The sequence below is a fragment of the Streptomyces sp. NPDC012637 genome (assembly GCF_042954805.1).
GTDB lineage: Bacteria > Actinomycetota > Actinomycetes > Streptomycetales > Streptomycetaceae > Streptomyces.
The window spans coordinates 736,847-752,418 of the sequence record NZ_JBIBDS010000002.1; the positions used below are offsets into that span (position 1 = coordinate 736,847).

At 69.7% G+C, this 15,572-nt stretch carries 18 protein-coding genes and 1 pseudogene; 11 read left to right on the forward strand and 8 right to left on the reverse strand.

The annotated features are described in order from the left end of the window. Nucleotides 1-27: 27 nt before the first annotated feature. Nucleotides 28-615, forward strand: a complete 588-nt coding sequence (locus tag ACFY8W_RS11495) for a Uma2 family endonuclease (protein ID WP_391103185.1) — start codon at nt 28-30, stop codon at nt 613-615. Between the two features lie 39 nt (nt 616-654). On the opposite strand, the pseudogene ACFY8W_RS11500 reads toward ACFY8W_RS11495, so the two are convergent. The 3 genes and pseudogenes from ACFY8W_RS11500 to ACFY8W_RS11510 form a co-directional block, all read right to left on the reverse strand. Continuing rightward, a pseudogene (locus ACFY8W_RS11500) lies at nt 655-956 on the reverse strand (aldo/keto reductase); the annotation flags it as partial. A 44-nt stretch (nt 957-1,000) separates the two neighbouring features. After that, nucleotides 1,001-2,140 (reverse strand): Scr1 family TA system antitoxin-like transcriptional regulator, encoded by a 1,140-nt coding sequence (locus tag ACFY8W_RS11505; RefSeq protein WP_391103187.1) that lies wholly within the window; start codon nt 2,138-2,140, stop codon nt 1,001-1,003. Continuing rightward, entirely contained in the window at nt 2,137-2,301 is a 165-nt protein-coding gene (locus ACFY8W_RS11510) for a DUF6879 family protein (RefSeq protein WP_391103190.1), read from the reverse strand. Before ACFY8W_RS11510 ends, ACFY8W_RS11505 begins: the two co-directional genes overlap by 4 nt. 254 nt (nt 2,302-2,555) lie before the next feature. Here ACFY8W_RS11510 and ACFY8W_RS11515 point away from each other — a divergent pair, with 254 nt between their 5' ends. Next, on the forward strand, nt 2,556-3,545 hold the full coding sequence (locus ACFY8W_RS11515) for an aldo/keto reductase (protein WP_391103192.1): 990 nt from the start codon (nt 2,556-2,558) through the stop codon (nt 3,543-3,545). 202 nt (nt 3,546-3,747) lie between these two features. Here ACFY8W_RS11515 and thpR read toward each other — a convergent pair whose 3' ends face one another. Then, entirely contained in the window at nt 3,748-4,332 is a 585-nt protein-coding gene (gene thpR / locus ACFY8W_RS11520) for an RNA 2',3'-cyclic phosphodiesterase (RefSeq protein WP_391103194.1), read from the reverse strand. Between the two features lie 33 nt (nt 4,333-4,365). Between thpR and ACFY8W_RS11525 the strand changes: the two genes are divergently transcribed. Beyond that, entirely contained in the window at nt 4,366-4,878 is a 513-nt protein-coding gene (locus tag ACFY8W_RS11525; RefSeq protein ID WP_391103197.1) for a GNAT family N-acetyltransferase, read from the forward strand. Between the two features lie 65 nt (nt 4,879-4,943). Here the strand turns inward: ACFY8W_RS11525 and ACFY8W_RS11530 are convergent, their stop codons facing one another. The 3 genes from ACFY8W_RS11530 to ACFY8W_RS11540 form a co-directional block, all read right to left on the reverse strand. Further along, a complete protein-coding gene (locus ACFY8W_RS11530) occupies nt 4,944-5,441 on the reverse strand; it encodes a lamin tail domain-containing protein (protein WP_391103199.1) in 498 nt (165 codons plus the stop codon). Between the two features lie 174 nt (nt 5,442-5,615). Next, nucleotides 5,616-6,974: an MFS transporter gene (locus ACFY8W_RS11535; protein WP_391103201.1), complete on the reverse strand. Its 1,359-nt coding sequence runs from the start codon at nt 6,972-6,974 to the stop codon at nt 5,616-5,618. Nucleotides 6,975-7,001: 27 nt separating this feature from the next. Beyond that, nucleotides 7,002-7,445 carry a MarR family winged helix-turn-helix transcriptional regulator gene (locus ACFY8W_RS11540; protein ID WP_086830705.1) on the reverse strand — a complete coding sequence of 148 codons (444 nt, stop codon included), beginning with the start codon at nt 7,443-7,445 and terminating at the stop codon, nt 7,002-7,004. 131 nt (nt 7,446-7,576) lie between these two features. On the opposite strand from ACFY8W_RS11540, the gene ACFY8W_RS11545 reads away from it, so the two are divergent. Then, nucleotides 7,577-7,801 carry a ribbon-helix-helix protein, CopG family gene (locus ACFY8W_RS11545; RefSeq protein ID WP_391103204.1) on the forward strand — a complete coding sequence of 75 codons (225 nt, stop codon included), beginning with the start codon at nt 7,577-7,579 and terminating at the stop codon, nt 7,799-7,801. Here the strand turns inward: ACFY8W_RS11545 and ACFY8W_RS11550 are convergent. Then, nucleotides 7,771-9,222, reverse strand: coding sequence for a solute carrier family 23 protein (locus ACFY8W_RS11550; protein ID WP_391103206.1), 1,452 nt, complete (start codon nt 9,220-9,222; stop codon nt 7,771-7,773). The genes ACFY8W_RS11545 and ACFY8W_RS11550 overlap by 31 nt on opposite strands. Nucleotides 9,223-9,373: 151 nt before the next feature. Between ACFY8W_RS11550 and ACFY8W_RS11555 the strand changes: the two genes are divergently transcribed. From ACFY8W_RS11555 to ACFY8W_RS11585, 7 genes are all read left to right on the forward strand, one after another. Continuing rightward, nucleotides 9,374-9,646 carry a DUF2530 domain-containing protein gene (locus ACFY8W_RS11555; protein ID WP_391103208.1) on the forward strand — a complete coding sequence of 91 codons (273 nt, stop codon included), beginning with the start codon at nt 9,374-9,376 and terminating at the stop codon, nt 9,644-9,646. Between the two features lie 87 nt (nt 9,647-9,733). Next, nucleotides 9,734-12,142: an HAD-IC family P-type ATPase gene (locus ACFY8W_RS11560; protein ID WP_391103210.1), complete on the forward strand. Its 2,409-nt coding sequence runs from the start codon at nt 9,734-9,736 to the stop codon at nt 12,140-12,142. A gap of 155 nt (nt 12,143-12,297) precedes the next feature. Then, nucleotides 12,298-12,552, forward strand: a complete 255-nt coding sequence (locus ACFY8W_RS11565) for a hypothetical protein (RefSeq protein ID WP_391103213.1) — start codon at nt 12,298-12,300, stop codon at nt 12,550-12,552. 43 nt (nt 12,553-12,595) lie between these two features. Beyond that, nucleotides 12,596-13,687, forward strand: a complete 1,092-nt coding sequence (gene lxmK, locus ACFY8W_RS11570; protein ID WP_391103216.1) for a class V lanthionine synthetase subunit LxmK — start codon at nt 12,596-12,598, stop codon at nt 13,685-13,687. A 239-nt stretch (nt 13,688-13,926) separates the two neighbouring features. Then, a complete protein-coding gene (locus ACFY8W_RS11575) occupies nt 13,927-14,877 on the forward strand; it encodes a T3SS effector HopA1 family protein (protein ID WP_391103219.1) in 951 nt (316 codons plus the stop codon). Nucleotides 14,878-15,009: 132 nt separating this feature from the next. Further along, nucleotides 15,010-15,177 carry an LxmA leader domain family RiPP gene (locus ACFY8W_RS11580; protein WP_391103222.1) on the forward strand — a complete coding sequence of 56 codons (168 nt, stop codon included), beginning with the start codon at nt 15,010-15,012 and terminating at the stop codon, nt 15,175-15,177. Nucleotides 15,178-15,236: 59 nt separating this feature from the next. Continuing rightward, entirely contained in the window at nt 15,237-15,422 is a 186-nt protein-coding gene (locus ACFY8W_RS11585) for an LxmA leader domain family RiPP (RefSeq protein ID WP_391103224.1), read from the forward strand. The last annotated feature ends 150 nt before the right edge of the window (nt 15,423-15,572 follow it).

The window sequence follows — 15,572 nt, forward strand, 5'->3', positions numbered from 1 at the left end:
CGCGCGGCAGCGGGGAGGAGCGCCACGATGACCGTCGTAGAGGACGACAGGATCGAGCTGGCCATGAGCGAGAACGAAGTGCCCTTGGACAAGCTCTTCGAGTGGCTGGAGATCGCCCCCGAAGGACACAAGAGCGAAGTCGTCGGAGGGGTCGTCTTCATGGTTCCGCAGAGGGATACGCACTGGGACATCACTCGCCTGATCATCCGCGCCCTGGAAGATCGGTTCGGGAGGGATGTGCGGGTGAAATCGGACGTGCGGATCGACTTCCCTGGCGACCGCAACGCGTTCTGCCCGGACGTCGCCAAGATCAGGGACGACGCCGAGAAGAACGACAAGGGCCGCTGGAACTACGAGGACGTGGAATTCGTCGCCGAGGTGATCTCCAAGGGCACCGGCATGAACGACTACGGCCCCAAGAAGGTCGCATACGCCACAGCCGGCGTCCCCGTCTACGTCATCGTCGACCCCTACACCGGTCGGTGCATCGCCCACACGAAGCCCGAGGACGGCGAGTACACCGAGGAGATGCGCGTCCCGTTCGGCACCGACCTCGACCTGACCAAGACCCCGCTCGACTTCGTCCTCAGGACCGAGGGCTTCCCCCGCGACTGACGGGGCGGAAACCCTCGGTCCCGCCCCGGCAGCGCGTACTCACCAGGCGAACGCCTCCGGCGCAGGACCCGGCCCCGGGAAGATCGCGTCGAGGCCCGCCAGGACCTCCTCGCCCAGCTTCAGCTCCAGCGCGCGCAGGGCGCTCGTCAGCTGTTCCGGGGTGCGCGGGCCGATGATCGGGCCGGTCACGCCGGGGCGGGTGAGCAGCCAGGCCAGGGCGGTCTCGCCCGGGTCCAGGTCGTGCTTGTCGAGCAGGTCCTCGTAGGCCTGGATGCGGGCCCGCTCCACCGGGTCCGCGAGCCGCTCACGGTCCGGCCGCCGGCGCGGCGGCCGGACCGTGAGATCCCGAGGCCTTGGCGATGGCGCTGGCGCTCTCTCCCCGCCCTTACTCAGCCCGCACCACCATGGCGAATGACGTACAGATCCGTCGGAAGCCGCGATGGTTGCTCAGGCCGGTATGGCTCATGCACTCGACATCGACCGCTGCACTGTCCGTCGACGGCTCCGCCTTCCACTTGCAGTGCAGGCACTCCGCTTCGAAGGTCACGTCCGTGTCCGGATGCCGCGTGATCCGGTGCGTCACGAATCGTAGGACCGCGCGCGACATCACTCGGCCCCGTGGTCTTCGCGGAGGTGCGTGCGGAGCACGACGTTCGCGTCCATCGCCTTCGAGTAGTCGCCGACCGACCGGGCGTTGGCTCGGGTCACGGCGACGCCGAGGCACTGCCGACATCCCGCGACGGGGTCCGGGTCTCCGACGGGAAGGGTCAGGTTCACCGGCCCTGCCATCGTCGTCTTGGGTGTGCTCATCCGTGGAACCTCCCGACTGTTCGCGCTCGATGGTGACCAACACGGCGTCGTAGATGGTGAACGTACTCAGAGGGGTTCGGGGCGTCGGTGCCCCTACGGGGATCACTCCGATCTGAACGTTCGGGAGGTAGGACAGGGACGCCAGCCGGTCCATCTGCTCGGCCAGTGCCAGTGGGGAGACGACCGGCCAGCGAACCGCCTGCTCGGTCAGAACGAACGTGAACCGTTTTGAGGCGTCGTAGAGGACGGCTTGTCGTCCCAGTTTCCCCGCTACGGCCTTGCTCGTGTCGGCCGTCGAGTGGGCCAGGCTCGCCCGTACGTACTCCGGCGTCGCGAGCAGCCCGGTCACCATCGAGAGCAGGAAGTAGCGCATGTGCGTGGAGGACGCCTCGAGTGCCTTCAGCTCGGCCTGTCTCGTACCGAGACCCTTGCGTCGAAGCTCTCGGAGGTTCCGCCACTCGGTGTTCGCCATCCTGGCGAGGGCGGACGCCTCCGAGACCAGTTCCGGCGGAGCGTCCAGCGCTCGCAAGATCTGCTCGACGTCGACCAGGGACGGCCGCGTCCGGCCGTTCTCGATGCGAGACACCTTCGACTGGGACATGTTGCAGCGCGCTGCGAGCCGGTCCCCTGAGAGGCCGGCTCGCTTGCGCAAGTCCCGGAGCAGAAAGGCGAGTTCGGTGCCGGACTCGCCAAGCTGCTCAGCTTCGAACGTCACTCCGTCACGCGCTCCGTGTACTCCAGGAAGGGAACCGACTCGGCAACGGCGATGCGCTGCCACTCGACGAACGGCGCAGGGTCACCCCCGTACAGCTCTCGGCTGATCTGCGTTCCGTCGTCCTCGTACTTCATGAGAACGACCGTCGAGCGGTCGAACATGCGGTGCGGTAGACGTTCGGGCAGTCGTCCTCTCCGCACGTGCCGTTGCCGTTGCCGGTGAGCCGAGTCAGTTCTTCGCGCGCCATGCGAACTCCCTTGACTTGCCGGCCCGGTGGGGCTGCCTGAGACGACCGTACGGGGGCCGCTCGCGGCCGTCCATGCACGGACGTGACTCATGCACGTTGTCGCATAAACGGGCGTCTGAGTGGTCGGCTCTTGCTTGGAGTGGGCTCGAAGCAGTTGGCTTGTGCCTCATGAAGTACACCCAGCTCGGACGCACCGGACTCAAGGTCAGCCGACTCGTCCTCGGCACGATGAACTTCGGCCCGCAGACAGACGAACCGACAAGTCACGGCATCTTGGATGCCGCGCTGGACGCAGGTCTGAACTTCGTGGACACGGCCAATGTGTATGGGTGGGGTGAGAACAAAGGCCGCACCGAGGAGATCATCGGGACTTGGTTCGCCCAGGGCGGTGGCCGGCGGGAGAAGACGGTCCTCGCCACCAAGGTCTACGGTTCCATGTCCCGCGACGGTGAGACCTGGCCCAACGAGGACCGGCTGTCGGCGTTGAACATCCGGCGCGCGGTGGAAGCCAGCCTCAAGCGACTCGGCACCGACTACATCGACCTGTACCAGTTCCACCACATCGACCGCCGCACTCCCTTCGAGGAGATCTGGCAGGCGATCGACGTCCTGATCCAGCAGGGCAAGATCCTCTACGCCGGCTCGTCCAACTTCCCCGGCTACAAGATCGCCCAGGCCAACGAGGCCGCCGCCCGACGCGGCATGGTCGGCCTCGTCAGCGAGCAGTGCCTCTACAACCTCTACGAGCGCCGCGCCGAGATGGAGGTCATCCCGGCCGCCCAGGAGTACGGCCTCGGGGTCATCCCCTGGTCGCCGCTGCACGGCGGTCTGCTCGGCGGCGTCCTCAAGAAGGAGACCGAGGGCAAGCGGCGCACCGAGGGCCGCGCGGCGGAGACGCTCGCAGACCCGGCGAAGCGGAAGCAGTTCCAGGCGTACGAGGACCTGCTCGACAAGCACGGCCTGGAGCCGGGCGAGGTCGGGCTGGCATGGCTGCTGACCCGGCCCGGCGTCACCGGGCCGATCGTCGGTCCGCGCACGATGGAACAGCTGGAGAGCGCGTTGCGCGCCCTGGAGCTGGAGCTGAGCGACGAGGTTCTGACGGGTCTGGACGAGATCTTCCCGGGCCCGGGCCCGTCGCCGGAAGCCTTCGCCTGGTGATCGAATAGGGCCTCGCGGGCAAGGCCGTCGCCCGTGCTGGTCGGACGGCGGCCACCATGTCACGCGGGCGTCGAAGTGACGGATACGGGGAGGCTCGCAGCTACTGGCCGCCCACCACCGACGCCACCGCGATGATCGCGAACATCAGGACGAGCACACCGGCCATGATCCGGTTACGGGTTTTCGGGTCCACCATTCGAGGTTAACGCGCCGGTTCGGCCGCTCCGCCCAGGGGCCACGTGGCGATCGTCTCGTAGCGCGGCTGCTTGCCCGGCGGACCGCCGCCGGGAAGGTGGCTGCGGACCAGGGCGAGCTCCGCGACCTCCCAGCGGCTGCCCTCGAAGGCGTCGAGGTCGGTGACGAAGGGACGCAGGTCCAGGGCGTGGGTGCGGGACCGGGCCACGGTGAGGTGGGCCTGGTAGCGGCGGTGCTCGTCCATCGCGACGCCGGCCCGGCGGGCGGCGGCGTCCGCGCGCTCGGCGAGCAGCCTCATCTCGTCCAGGCCGCCCGCCGCGCCGGTCCACAGCACCGCGCGGCCGAAGTGGCCGCCGCCGTGCAGGCGCAGCGGGAAGGGCGCGGTGCGGTGGGCGGCCCGGCCGAGCCGGGCGCGCAGGTCGGGCAGCAGCTCCTCGTCGACCTCGCCCATGAACGCGAGCGTGAAGTGCCAGCCGGGCCGGGAGGTCCAGCGGAGCCGGTCGGCCCCGGGCAGGTGCACGAGCCGGTCGACCTCGCGGCCCAGCTCGTCGAGCTGCGCGGGCGGCGGCAGGACGGCAGCGAAAAGCCTCATGGGACGAGTCTGGCAGGGACTACCCTCGGCCGGATGGATACCGGGATCAAGATCAGGCAGGGCGGGCCGGAGGACGTTCCCGCGATGCTCGCGATATTCGACAGCGCGGTCGTCTGGCTCAACGAGCGGGGCATCACCGCGCAGTGGGGCACCGAGCCGTTCAGCGCGCGCCCGAAGACGGTGGAGCTCGTCGAGCGGGTGGTCACGGAGGGCACTCCGTGGATCGCCGAGATCGACGGCGTCCCCGCCGGCACCCTCACCCTCACCCCGCACCCTGGCCAGTACGTGGCCCCGGCCGACGAGCCCGAGCTGTACGTGCGCTACCTCGCCACCCACGGCCGCTTCCACGGCCACGGCGTCGGCGCGGCCCTCCTCGCCCACGCGGCGTCCGAGACCCGCCGCCAGGGCATCTCCCTGCTGCGGGTGGACTGCTTCGCGGGCAGCGAGGGCCGGCTGGTGGCGTACTACGAGCGCCAGGGCTTCACGCGCACGGAGGAGTTCACGGTGAACGACTGGCCGGGCCAGGTCCTGGAACAGCGGGTCTGACCCACCGCGGGCCCGTGGTCCGCCGGCGCGAGGTCCGCGGGAACGGCCCTCGCGCCGGGCGGTCCTCAGCCGTGGAAGGTGATGTAGCCGTTCCCGTCGCGGTCGTTGCCGCTCTTGGTGTACGAGTGCGTGTCGGCGTAGGCGCCGCCCGGCTTGATCAGCTTGATGGTGTCGCGGTCGTTGTTCCAGATGAAGTTGCAGTTGTTGCGGTAGGCGACGTTTTTGGCGTCGGACTCGGTGCCGTAGTTCCCGCGCAGCTGCACGTAGTCGCCCGGCTGCAGGTAGTGGTTGATCCGGAAGGTGTACGAGTTCCCCACCGCGTCCTTCACCACGTAGCCCTTGAGGTTCACCGTGGCGGTGCGGGAGTAGTTCTTGATGGTGACGAACTCGGCGGCGGTGTTGCCGCCGGAGCACCGGTTGGAGTCCGGGCCCGGGGCGTCGTACTGGACGCCCTTGATCTTCAGCGCCGAGGAGTACTCGGTGGCCTGGGCCGGAGCGGTGGTGAGGGCTGCCAGGGTGCCGGCGGCGAGGGCGACGGCTATGGCGGCGGAGCGCTTGCGCAAGTGAAACCTCCTGTGGCTGTGGGCACTTGAGCGGCACTCAACGTACACACAACCTTCACGGCGCCACCCCGTAAACGCCTGAATTGGGACGGTCGTCTTCCGCCGCCCCTCGGACGCGGCGAAGGGGCCGGAGTCCCGCGACGGGGCTCCGGCGCCTTCGCCGGGCCGCTCCCGCTACGCGGCCGTCGCCAGGCTCGGGCGGGGCTCCTGCGGGACGAAGCGGAGGCTCGGGTGGCCGTGGTGCCAGCCGACCGCGAGCTTCAGGCCGCCCAGGCGCGCCAGTACCAGGCCGATGACCGCCGCGGCGGTGAGCGAGACCAGGCCGCCGGTGGCGAAGCCGACGCGGGGTCCGTAGGTGTCGGTGACCCAGCCGAGGAGCGGGGCGCCGATCGGGGTGCCGCCCGCGAACACCATCATGTAGAGGCTCATCACGCGGCCCCGCATGACCGGGTCCGTCGCCATCTGGACGGCCGAGTTCGCGCTGATGTTGACCGTCAGGCCGATCATCCCGATCGGGACCAGGAGCAGCGCGAACAGCCAGAAGGACGGCGACAGCGCCGCCGCGATCTCGAGGACGCCGAACACGCCCGCGGCGACGACCAGCCTCCGCAGCCGGGTCGAGCCGCGCCGGGCCGCGAGCAGCGCGCCGACGAGCGAGCCGGCCGCCATGAGGGTGTTCAGGAAGCCGTACGTACCGGCGCCGACGTGGAAGATCTCCTCCGAGAAGGCGGTCAGCCAGATCGGGAAGTTGAACCCGAAGGTGCCGATGAAGCCGACCAGGACGATCGGCCAGATCAGGTCCGGGCGCCCGGCGACGTAGCGCAGGCCCTCGCGCAGCTGGCCCTTGCCCCTCGGTGCGCGCTCCACCTTGTGGAGCTCGGCGGGACGCATCAGGAGCAGGGCGGCGAGCGGGGCGAGGAAGGACAGGCCGTTGATCAGGAACGCCCAGCCGCTGCCGACGCCCGCGATGAGCAGGCCCGCGACGGCGGGGCCGATCAGCCGCGCGGACTGGAAGTTCGCCGAGTTCAGCGAGACCGCGTTGCGCAGCCGGTCCGGACCGACCATCTCGGAGACGAAGGACTGCCGGGCCGGGTTGTCGACCACGGTGACCATGCCGAGCAGGAAGGCGATCAGGTAGACGTGCCAGACCTGGACGTGTCCGGTCAGGGTCAGTGCCGCCAGGGTCAGTCCGCACAGGCCGAGCGCGGCCTGGCTGACGAGGAGGATGCGGCGCTTCGGGTAGCGGTCGGCGATGACACCGCCGTACAGGCCGAACAGCAGCATCGGCAGGAACTGGAGCGCCGTCGTGATGCCGACGGCGGCGGCGGAGCCGGTGAGGCTCAGGACCAGCCAGTCCTGGGTGATCCGGGCCATCCACGTACCGGTGTTGGAGACGATCGCTCCGGTGAAGAACAGCCGGTAGTTCCGGATCGCGAGCGAGGAGAAGGTTCCCCGGCTCGGGCGCTCACGCGCCTGGGAGTAGGTGTCGGGTTGATGGACGGGGGCGGAGTCTGCTCCGGGTCCCGTACTCAAAGTGCGTCGCCTCCTTGGCGCCTGGGGTCAGAGGTGGGCGAGCTTCTCCAGGACCGGGGCGGCGGCGCGCAGCTTCGCCCATTCGTCCTCGTCCAGACCCTCGGCGAGGGAGGCCAGCCAGGCGTTCCGCTTGCGGCGGGACTCCTCGAGCATGGCCTCGGCCTGCTCGGTCTGGCTGACCACCTTCTGCCGGCGGTCGTCGGGATGCGGCTCGAGCCTGACCAGTCCCTTGGCTTCGAGCAGCGCGACGATGCGGGTCATCGACGGCGGCTGGACGTGCTCCTTGCGGGCCAGCTCACCGGGGGTGGCGGAGCCGCAGAGCGACAGGGTGCCGAGCACCGACATCTCGGTCGGGCTCAGCGATTCGTCGACGCGCTGGTGCTTCAGGCGTCGACCCAGCCGCATCACGGCGCTGCGGAGCGCGTTCACGGCGGCGGCATCGTCGGCGGTGCCGTGCGACAGGTCAGGCATGTCTTTAGCGTAACTCATTACCCTAGCTAAAGACCAATCGAAAACCTTCCGTCGCAACCTGTCACCCAAATGAGTGAGACCGATCCGGAAAGTGACGCGCGCGGCCCTTCCGTGGCGCGAACCTGACGGACATGGAATCGACCGTGCTCAGCCTGCGCATCGACGGAGAGCTGCTCGAACGGATCCGCGGGCACGCCGCCAGAAGAGGAATGAGCGTCCAGGACTATGTCGTCCGGACGCTCATTCGAGAGGACTTCGACGAGCGGTTCAAGACCGCCGTCGACGAGACCGAGAAGTTCTACGGGACGGTCGACCCGCCGCCTGCTCAGGTCAGGCCGAGTGCCGGCATCGCGTAGTAGAAGACGAAGACCGCCGACACGACGTACATGGCCACGGGCACCTCACGGCCCCGGCCGGCCGCGAGGCGCAGCACGCTGAAGGCGATGAAGCCGATGCCGATGCCGTTCGTGATCGAGTAGGTGAACGGCATCATCACCATGGCCAGGAAGGCCGGCACGGCGATCGTGAAGTCGCTCCAGTCGATCTCCTTGACCGACCCGGCCAGGATCAGGAAGCCGACCGCCAGCAGGGCGGGCGTGGCCGCCTGGGACGGGACCATCGTGGCCAGCGGCGTGAGGAACAGCGCGACCGAGAACAGACCGCCGGTCACCACCGAGGCGAGACCCGTGCGGGCGCCCTCGCCGACACCGGCCGTGGACTCCACGAAGCAGGTGGTGGCGGAGGAGGACGTGGCACCGCCGGAGGCGACGGCGAGGCCGTCGACCAGCAGGACCTTGTTGATGCCCGGGAAGTTGCCGTCCTTGTCCGTCAGCTTGGCCTCGTCGCCGACGCCGAGGATCGTGCCCATGGCGTCGAAGAAGCAGGACAGCAGCACGGTGAAGACGAAGAGGACGCCGGTCAGCATGCCGACCTTGCCGAAGCCGCCGAAAAGGCTGACCTGGCCGACCAGGCCGAAGTCCGGCGAGGCGACCGGGTTGCCGGGCCACTCGGGCGTGGTCAGGCCCCAGGACGGGACGGTGGCGACGGCGTTGATCACCATCGCGACGATCGTCATCACGACGATGGAGATGAGGATCGCGCCCGGCACCTTGCGGATGATCAGCGCGAGGGTGAGCAGGGTGCCCAGCACGAAGACGAGCACCGGCCAGCCGGTGAGGTGACCGTCGCCGCCCAGCTGCAGCGGGACGGTGGTGTGGGCGGCGTCCGGGATGCGGGAGACGAAGCCCGAGTCGACCAGGCCGATGAGCATGATGAACAGGCCGATGCCGATCGCGATGCCCTTGCGGAGGCCGGCCGGGACGGCGTTCATGACGCGCTCGCGCAGACCGGTCGCGACCAGGAGCATCACGACCAGACCCGCGAGGACGACCATGCCCATGGCGTCCGGCCAGGACATCTTCGGCGCGAGCTGGAGCGCGACGACCGTGTTGACGCCGAGACCGGCGGCGAGCGCGATCGGCACGTTGCCGATGACGCCCATGAGGAGCGTCGTGAAGGCGGCCGTCAGGACGGTCGCGGTGACCAGCTGGCCGCTGTCGAGCTGGTGCCCGTACATGTCCTTGGCGCTGCCGAGGATGATCGGGTTCAGCACGATGATGTACGCCATCGCGAAGAAGGTGGCGAAGCCGCCACGGACCTCGCGGGCCACGGTGGAGCCGCGCTCGGAGATCCTGAAGAAGCGGTCGAGACCGGAGACGGGCTGCTGCGGAGCAGAGGGCTCCGGAGACGTGGCCTTGGCGGTGGCCGTGGTGCTCATGGGTTGTCCTCGTATGGTCAATTTGGCGGTTCATACGAAGGGAACCCGCCAGAGGCAAACCGTTTCAGTATGAACACATGAACGAGTCGGAGTCCATCTCCGCGCGTAGACCGTGCAGGGGCTCGAAAACCGGCCGCCTAGACTGGTCCGCATGGCGAAGTGGACACCGAAGCACGAGGCACCCGAGCCCCTGGAGGGGCCCGTCGTCGCCACCATCACGGGCGGCACGATCCTCTGGTTCGTCCTGTTCCTCGTCCAGGTCCCCTTCTACGGCTGGTTCGACGACCGCGACCTGACGTGGTGGGTGTGGACCTGCCTGGCCGGCGCGGGCCTGGGCCTCATCGGCATCTGGTACGTGCGCAAGCGCGACGCGGCGATCAAGCGGCACGAGGCGCAGCAGAAGGCCCAGGAGCCCGCCGCGTAGCACCCGGGGACCATTTCCGTCCTACCCCGGTCTGATGTTCGGCTCCTCGGCGGGTGAGCGGCCGGTTCCCGCCGTAACGTCGAGAACATGACTCAGCGGGCGAAGATCGACACCGACGGAAGCGGGACCGCGGCGGCGGAGCCGGCCGTCGTGCACCGCCCCGCCGGCCTGACCTCCGCCGAGGTCGCCGAGCGGGTGGCGCGCGGCGAGGTCAACGACGTCCCCGTACGCAGTTCCCGCTCCACCGCCGACATCGTCCGCGGCAACGTCTTCACCCGCTTCAACGCGATCATCGGCGTGCTCTGGGTGATCATGCTCTTCGTCGCGCCGATCCAGGACAGCCTCTTCGGCTTCGTGATCGTCGCCAACACCGGCATCGGCATCATCCAGGAACTCCGCGCCAAGAAGACCCTGGACAGCCTCGCCGTCATCGGCGAGGCCAGACCCACCGTCCGGCGCGACGGCGTCTCCGCCGAGATCTCCACCTCCGACATCGTCCTCGGCGACCTCATCGAGCTCGGTCCCGGCGACAAGGTCGTGGTCGACGGCGTCGTCGCGGAGGACGACAGCCTGGAGGTCGACGAGTCGCTGCTCACCGGCGAGGCGGACCCGGTCGTGAAACGGCCCGGCGACCGGATGATGTCGGGCTCGTTCGTGGTCGCCGGCGGCGGCGCGTTCACCGCCACCAAGGTCGGGCGCGAGGCGTACGCGGCGCAGCTCGCCGAGGAGGCCTCCCGCTTCACGCTCGTCCACTCCGAGCTGCGCACGGGCATCTCCACGATCCTCAAGTACGTGACGTGGATGATGATCCCCACCGCGATCGGCCTCGTCATCAGCCAGCTCGTCGTCAAGGACAACGACTTCAAGAACTCGGTCGCCCGCACCGTCGGCGGCATCGTCCCGATGATCCCCGAGGGCCTGGTCCTGCTCACCTCCGTCGCCTTCGCGATCGGCGTGATCCGGCTGGGCCGCAAGCAGTGCCTCGTGCAGGAGCTGCCCGCGATCGAGGGCCTCGCGCGGGTCGACGTCGTCTGCCTCGACAAGACCGGCACGCTCACCGAGGGCGGCATGGACGTCACCGAGCTGCGCCTGCTGAACGGCGCCGACAAGGAGTACGTACGGAAGGTCCTCGGCGCCCTCGGCGAGTCCGACCCGCGGCCGAACGCCTCGCTCCAGGCGATCATCGCCGCCTACCCGGACGCGGAGGACTGGCGCTGCACGGAGTCGCTGCCCTTCTCCTCCGCCCGCAAGTACAGCGGCGCCGCCTTCAGCCAGGGCGACGGCGAGAACTCGACGTGGCTGCTCGGCGCGCCCGACGTGCTGCTCGCGTCCGGCGATCCGGCGCTCGCGGAGGTCGACCGGCTGAACGAGCAGGGCCTGCGGGTGCTGCTGCTCGCCCGTACCACCCGGGAGCTCGACTCCCCCGATGTGTCGCAGGGCGCGACGGCCACGGCCCTCGTCGTCCTGGAGCAGCGGCTGCGGCCGGACGCGGCCGACACGCTCGCGTACTTCGCCGACCAGAACGTCGCCGCGAAGGTCATCTCCGGTGACAACGCGGTGTCGGTCGGCGCGGTGGCCGGGAAGCTCGGGCTGCCGGGCGCCGAGCACACGGTCGACGCGCGGAAGCTGCCCGACGGGCGGGAGGAGATGGCGAAGGTCCTCGACGACAACGCGGTCTTCGGCCGGGTCACGCCACAGCAGAAGCGGGAGATGGTCGCCGCGCTCCAGTCGCACGGCCACACCGTGGCCATGACGGGCGACGGCGTCAACGACGTCCTCGCGCTGAAGGACGCGGACATCGGCGTGTCCATGGGCTCCGGCTCGGAGGCGACGCGGGCGGTGGCCCAGATCGTCCTCCTGAACAACTCCTTCGCGACGCTGCCCTCGGTGGTCGCGGAGGGCCGCCGCGTCATCGGCAACATCACCCGCGTCGCGACCCTCTTCCTGACGAAGACGGTCTACTCGGTGCTGCTGGCGATCCTGGTGGTCGTGAGCCAGGTGGAGTACCCCTTCCTGCCCCGCCACCTCACCCTGCTCTCCACCCTCACCATCGGCGTCCCCGCGTTCTTCCTGGCCCTCGCTCCCAACAAGGAGCGCGCGAAGCCGAACTTCGTGCGGCGCGTGATGCGGTACGCGATCCCCGCGGGCGTGATCGCGGCGGCGGCGACCTTCGCCACGTACCTGCTCGCACGGTCCCACTACACGGGCCCGGAGGCCCTGGACGCCGAGACCAGCGCGGCCACGCTCACCCTGTTCCTCGTCTCCATGTGGGTCCTCGCGATCATCGCCCGCCCGTACACCTGGTGGCGGATCGCGCTGGTCGCCGCGATGGCAGGAGCCTTCCTCCTGGTGCTCGTCGTGCCGTGGCTCCAGGACTTCTTCGCCCTGAAGCTGGTCGGGGTGACGATGCCGTGGACCGCGGTCGCGATCGCGGCGGCCGGTGCGGCGGTACTCGAATTCGCGTGGCGGTGGGTGGGCCGGCGATTCCCCGCGTGACACCGTTCGCGGCCCGCCTCGCATCAAGCTGCAAGAGCCCTGCATCAAGCTGACATGCACTTCCGGCCGGACGCCCGCCATTCGATGACAGTCTTCCGGACAGAAGATCCGCTCCCGGGGGATGGGAGAGGACACTCGTCACGGGCTGGAGAGTCATGAACAAGCGTCGCACCGCTCGCATCGCGTTTTCTTCCCTGGCCGTCGCCGGAATGGCATTCGCGGGCGCGGTGCCCGCCCACGCTGACTCGAACCCGGCCTCGGACACCGTCTCCGTCCCGGCGCCCGGTTCCGCGTTCGTGATCGAGTGGAAGAGCGGGCCGACGGGCATCGAGATCACGCCCCACATCCCGGACGTCCCGGGCCTTCCCAGCCTTCCCGACGTTCCCCCGCTCGTCATCGAGTGGAAGTGACGCGGGGCCGACCGGATTCAGGGGGACAGCTCGCATGACTGGCATGAAGAGAGACGTGGCGGCCATCGACCTCGATGCCGCTCCCGAGGTGGACGAACTGCTCACCGGTCTCGGGGTCGGCACCATGGTGCGGGACTCCGTCACCTCGCCGATCGGCCGGAACGACGCCTGGGCCGGCCCGACCACCAGCGGCCGGGAGGTCTTCGTGAAGCGCCTCACGGGGGCCAGGGCCGATGTGGAGGCCCGGCTGCGGCGCATGCTCGCCTTCGAGGAGTACGCGAAGGAGGCACGCCCTCCGGAGCTCTTCCGGCCCGCGTTCCTGGGGGCCGACTCCGACCGTCACATCGTGGCGTTCGAGCGCGTCGTGGACGCGGAGAACGGCGCCCAGCTGATGGTGGACGAGGTGTTCACCGGGGAACAGGCGTACCGGATCGGCCGTGTCATCGGCCGGCTGCACGGCACTCCGCCCGTCGGGACGGTCGAGGTCGAGCAGGTGGCGCCGCCGTTCCCGCCGGTCTCCTTCCTGCGCGGGCTCCCGATGTCCGTGTACGTCCGCTCCAGCGCGGGCGAGCTGGAGGCATGGCGGCTGCTGCAGAACGACGACGTCCTCGTCCGGGCCCTGGAACGGCTGCGGGAGTGGGAGGCGGACGCGCCGCGCGTCCCGTCGCACTGCGACTTCCGCGTGGACCAGCTGCTGGTCCGGCCCGAGGCCATCTACGTCGCCGACTGGGAGGAGTTCCGGCTCGCGGATCCGGCGCGTGACGTCGGCGCCTTCGCGGGCGAGTGGATCTACCGGTCCGTGCTCGACCTCGTGACGAACCGGGGCGACGACGTGTTCGTCGACATGGAGTTCACGCACGACATGGTGCTGCGGCGGGGAGCCGAGAAGATGCAGCGCCTGCTGCCCCTCGTCGGGGAGTTCTGGCGGGGCTACCGGGACGTCCTTCCCGAAGTCGACGAGACCCTCGCCGTGCGGGCGACCGCGTTCGCCGGATGGCACCTTCTCGACCGGCTCGTCGCGGGTGCGCTCTCCACTTCCCGGCTCACGGGAATTCAGCGGGCCGCGGCGGGTGTGGGGCGGGCCGCCGTGGTGAATCCGGAGAGGTTCGCGGCGACGCTCGGATTCGTTTCCTGAGAACGGGAGACGGGACCCGGCACGAAGCCGAACCCGCAACCCGGACGCGAAAAACCGGAACACGCGGCCGGAACACGGGACCGGCAGCCGAATCACGCGACCGGAACACGCGACCGGAACACGCGACCGGAACACGCGACCGAAAGGCGCGGCCGGAACAGGACCGGAACACGCGGCCGAAAGGCGTGTCCGGAAAACGGAAAACACGGTCAACCAACAGAAAAAAGGGGGGAATTCACGTGCTGGCGTCGAGCGTGCGCGAAGTGATGGACAAGATCAGTGTCGCGGCCGACCGCTCCAAGGCCGTCGTGGGAGAACGGGAGATCGAAGCGGAGACGCCCCGGGAACTGCGTCGTCTGCTCTCCGAGGCGATCTACGACGTGTTCCATTCGGGGCAGGAGCCGGGCAGGGTGCCGACCCGGCTGAGGGACGAGGGCCTCGAGGCCCGGCTCGCGGCCGTCGTGCCGCACCGCGAGATCGTCACCCTGGCACGCGTCCGGTCCGCGGTGGAGACGGACGACAAGGGCGGGTCCCGGATCCTGGTGGAGCGCGAGGGAGTCAGGTTCTGGATTCCCCTGGCCGCTGTGCGCACCGCGGATCCGGTGGAGGGCGAGGTCGCCGAGGTGACCCTGCCGTCCGCGCGGGCCGGCCTGTCGCCGGGCTTCTTCCTCGTCGACGGCTCCCGGCAGCGCCGGGGCGGCCAGGGCGTGCTGCGGGTGTACGTCAACGTCGCGAACGTGGACGACGTGGTGGGCGTCTGGGGCGCCGCCCTGACCTTCCTGGAGGACCACGGTCTTCCCTACCGGGCGAAGGTCCTCTCCGCGCCCGAGCTGTACCCGCGGCGCGACGCGGTCGTGGTCTACCTGGACGCCGAACACGCCCAGGCCGCACCGGACCTGGCCGCTCACGTCGGCGGTCTGCCGGGGGTCCGCGCCGATGTCTCCGCGTTCACGGAGGAGCTCCGTCCGGGCGTGGCGACCGCCTGGGAACCGGCCGATCCCCACTCGGGACGGCAGGGGCTGAGCTTCGGGCAGCACCGCGCCAGCGTGCTCGCGACCGCACTGGTCGACAGCGCCGGCGCCCCCGACGCCGGCCCGGGAACGGCCGAGCGCACGGTCGTCGAACAGTTCAGGCAGGCGGGCATCGACCCGGCCGCCCCGGCGCGCAACCTGACGCCGAGCGCCGCCTGAAACCGGGCACGCCTGAAACCGAGCGCCGCCCCGAGGGCGGCGCGGTCCGGAGCCGGCAGCTGAGCCCATCGCTGGGGGCGTCATCGACGCTCTCAGCCTTGAGTTCAGACATTCGGACCTGAAAGGGACACCATGAACAACACCGACAGCGTCATGGACCTCGTCGCCGGCTACCAGACCTACATGGACGCGGGTGACCTCGACGTCACCGCCGTGGCCGACGCCCCGGCGACCACCTGGTACTGCGCCTCCGCCGCGGTCAGCTTCCTCAGCGCCGTCACGTACGAGGCCACCTGCTGACGTCGCGTCACCTCGCGTCACCTCGCACCACTTCCTTCACTCAACGAAAGGCCATAGCCATGGAGAAGGCAACCTCTGTCGTCGAACTGCTGTCCGGTTACGAGGCGTACGCCTCCGCCGAGGACATCAACCTGTCGGCGGCCTCGGACGCCCCGGCCACCACCTGGGGCTGTGCCGCGGTGTCGGCCAGCATCAGCTGGATGAGCGGTCAGGTCGTCTCCAAGACGATCGACGACGGCTGCTGACCAGCCGACTGGCATGAACCCGGCGTGGGGGGGGGGGGGGGGGGGCCCCCCCCCCCCCCCCCCCCCCCCCCACAAACCCCCCCCCCGCCCCCCCGGGGGGGCCCCCCCCCCCCCCCAAAAAAAAAGACACGGCGGCGGGCGGGGCCCCCC

Excerpts from the sequence above, each read along its gene's own strand:
- ACFY8W_RS11495 (WP_391103185.1), top strand. The coding sequence starts at position 28 with ATGACCGTCGTAGAGGACGACAGGATCGAGCTGGCCATGAGCGAGAAC.
- ACFY8W_RS11510 (WP_391103190.1), bottom strand. The coding sequence starts at position 2,301 with ATGTTCGACCGCTCGACGGTCGTTCTCATGAAGTACGAGGACGACGGA.
- ACFY8W_RS11515 (WP_391103192.1), top strand. The coding sequence starts at position 2,556 with ATGAAGTACACCCAGCTCGGACGCACCGGACTCAAGGTCAGCCGACTC.
- thpR (WP_391103194.1), bottom strand. The coding sequence starts at position 4,332 with ATGAGGCTTTTCGCTGCCGTCCTGCCGCCGCCCGCGCAGCTCGACGAG.
- ACFY8W_RS11525 (WP_391103197.1), top strand. The coding sequence starts at position 4,366 with ATGGATACCGGGATCAAGATCAGGCAGGGCGGGCCGGAGGACGTTCCC.
- ACFY8W_RS11540 (WP_086830705.1), bottom strand. The coding sequence starts at position 7,445 with ATGCCTGACCTGTCGCACGGCACCGCCGACGATGCCGCCGCCGTGAAC.
- ACFY8W_RS11545 (WP_391103204.1), top strand. The coding sequence starts at position 7,577 with ATGGAATCGACCGTGCTCAGCCTGCGCATCGACGGAGAGCTGCTCGAA.
- ACFY8W_RS11550 (WP_391103206.1), bottom strand. The coding sequence starts at position 9,222 with ATGAGCACCACGGCCACCGCCAAGGCCACGTCTCCGGAGCCCTCTGCT.
- ACFY8W_RS11555 (WP_391103208.1), top strand. The coding sequence starts at position 9,374 with ATGGCGAAGTGGACACCGAAGCACGAGGCACCCGAGCCCCTGGAGGGG.
- ACFY8W_RS11560 (WP_391103210.1), top strand. The coding sequence starts at position 9,734 with ATGACTCAGCGGGCGAAGATCGACACCGACGGAAGCGGGACCGCGGCG.
- ACFY8W_RS11565 (WP_391103213.1), top strand. The coding sequence starts at position 12,298 with ATGAACAAGCGTCGCACCGCTCGCATCGCGTTTTCTTCCCTGGCCGTC.
- lxmK (WP_391103216.1), top strand. The coding sequence starts at position 12,596 with ATGAAGAGAGACGTGGCGGCCATCGACCTCGATGCCGCTCCCGAGGTG.
- ACFY8W_RS11580 (WP_391103222.1), top strand. The coding sequence starts at position 15,010 with ATGAACAACACCGACAGCGTCATGGACCTCGTCGCCGGCTACCAGACC.
- ACFY8W_RS11585 (WP_391103224.1), top strand. The coding sequence starts at position 15,237 with ATGGAGAAGGCAACCTCTGTCGTCGAACTGCTGTCCGGTTACGAGGCG.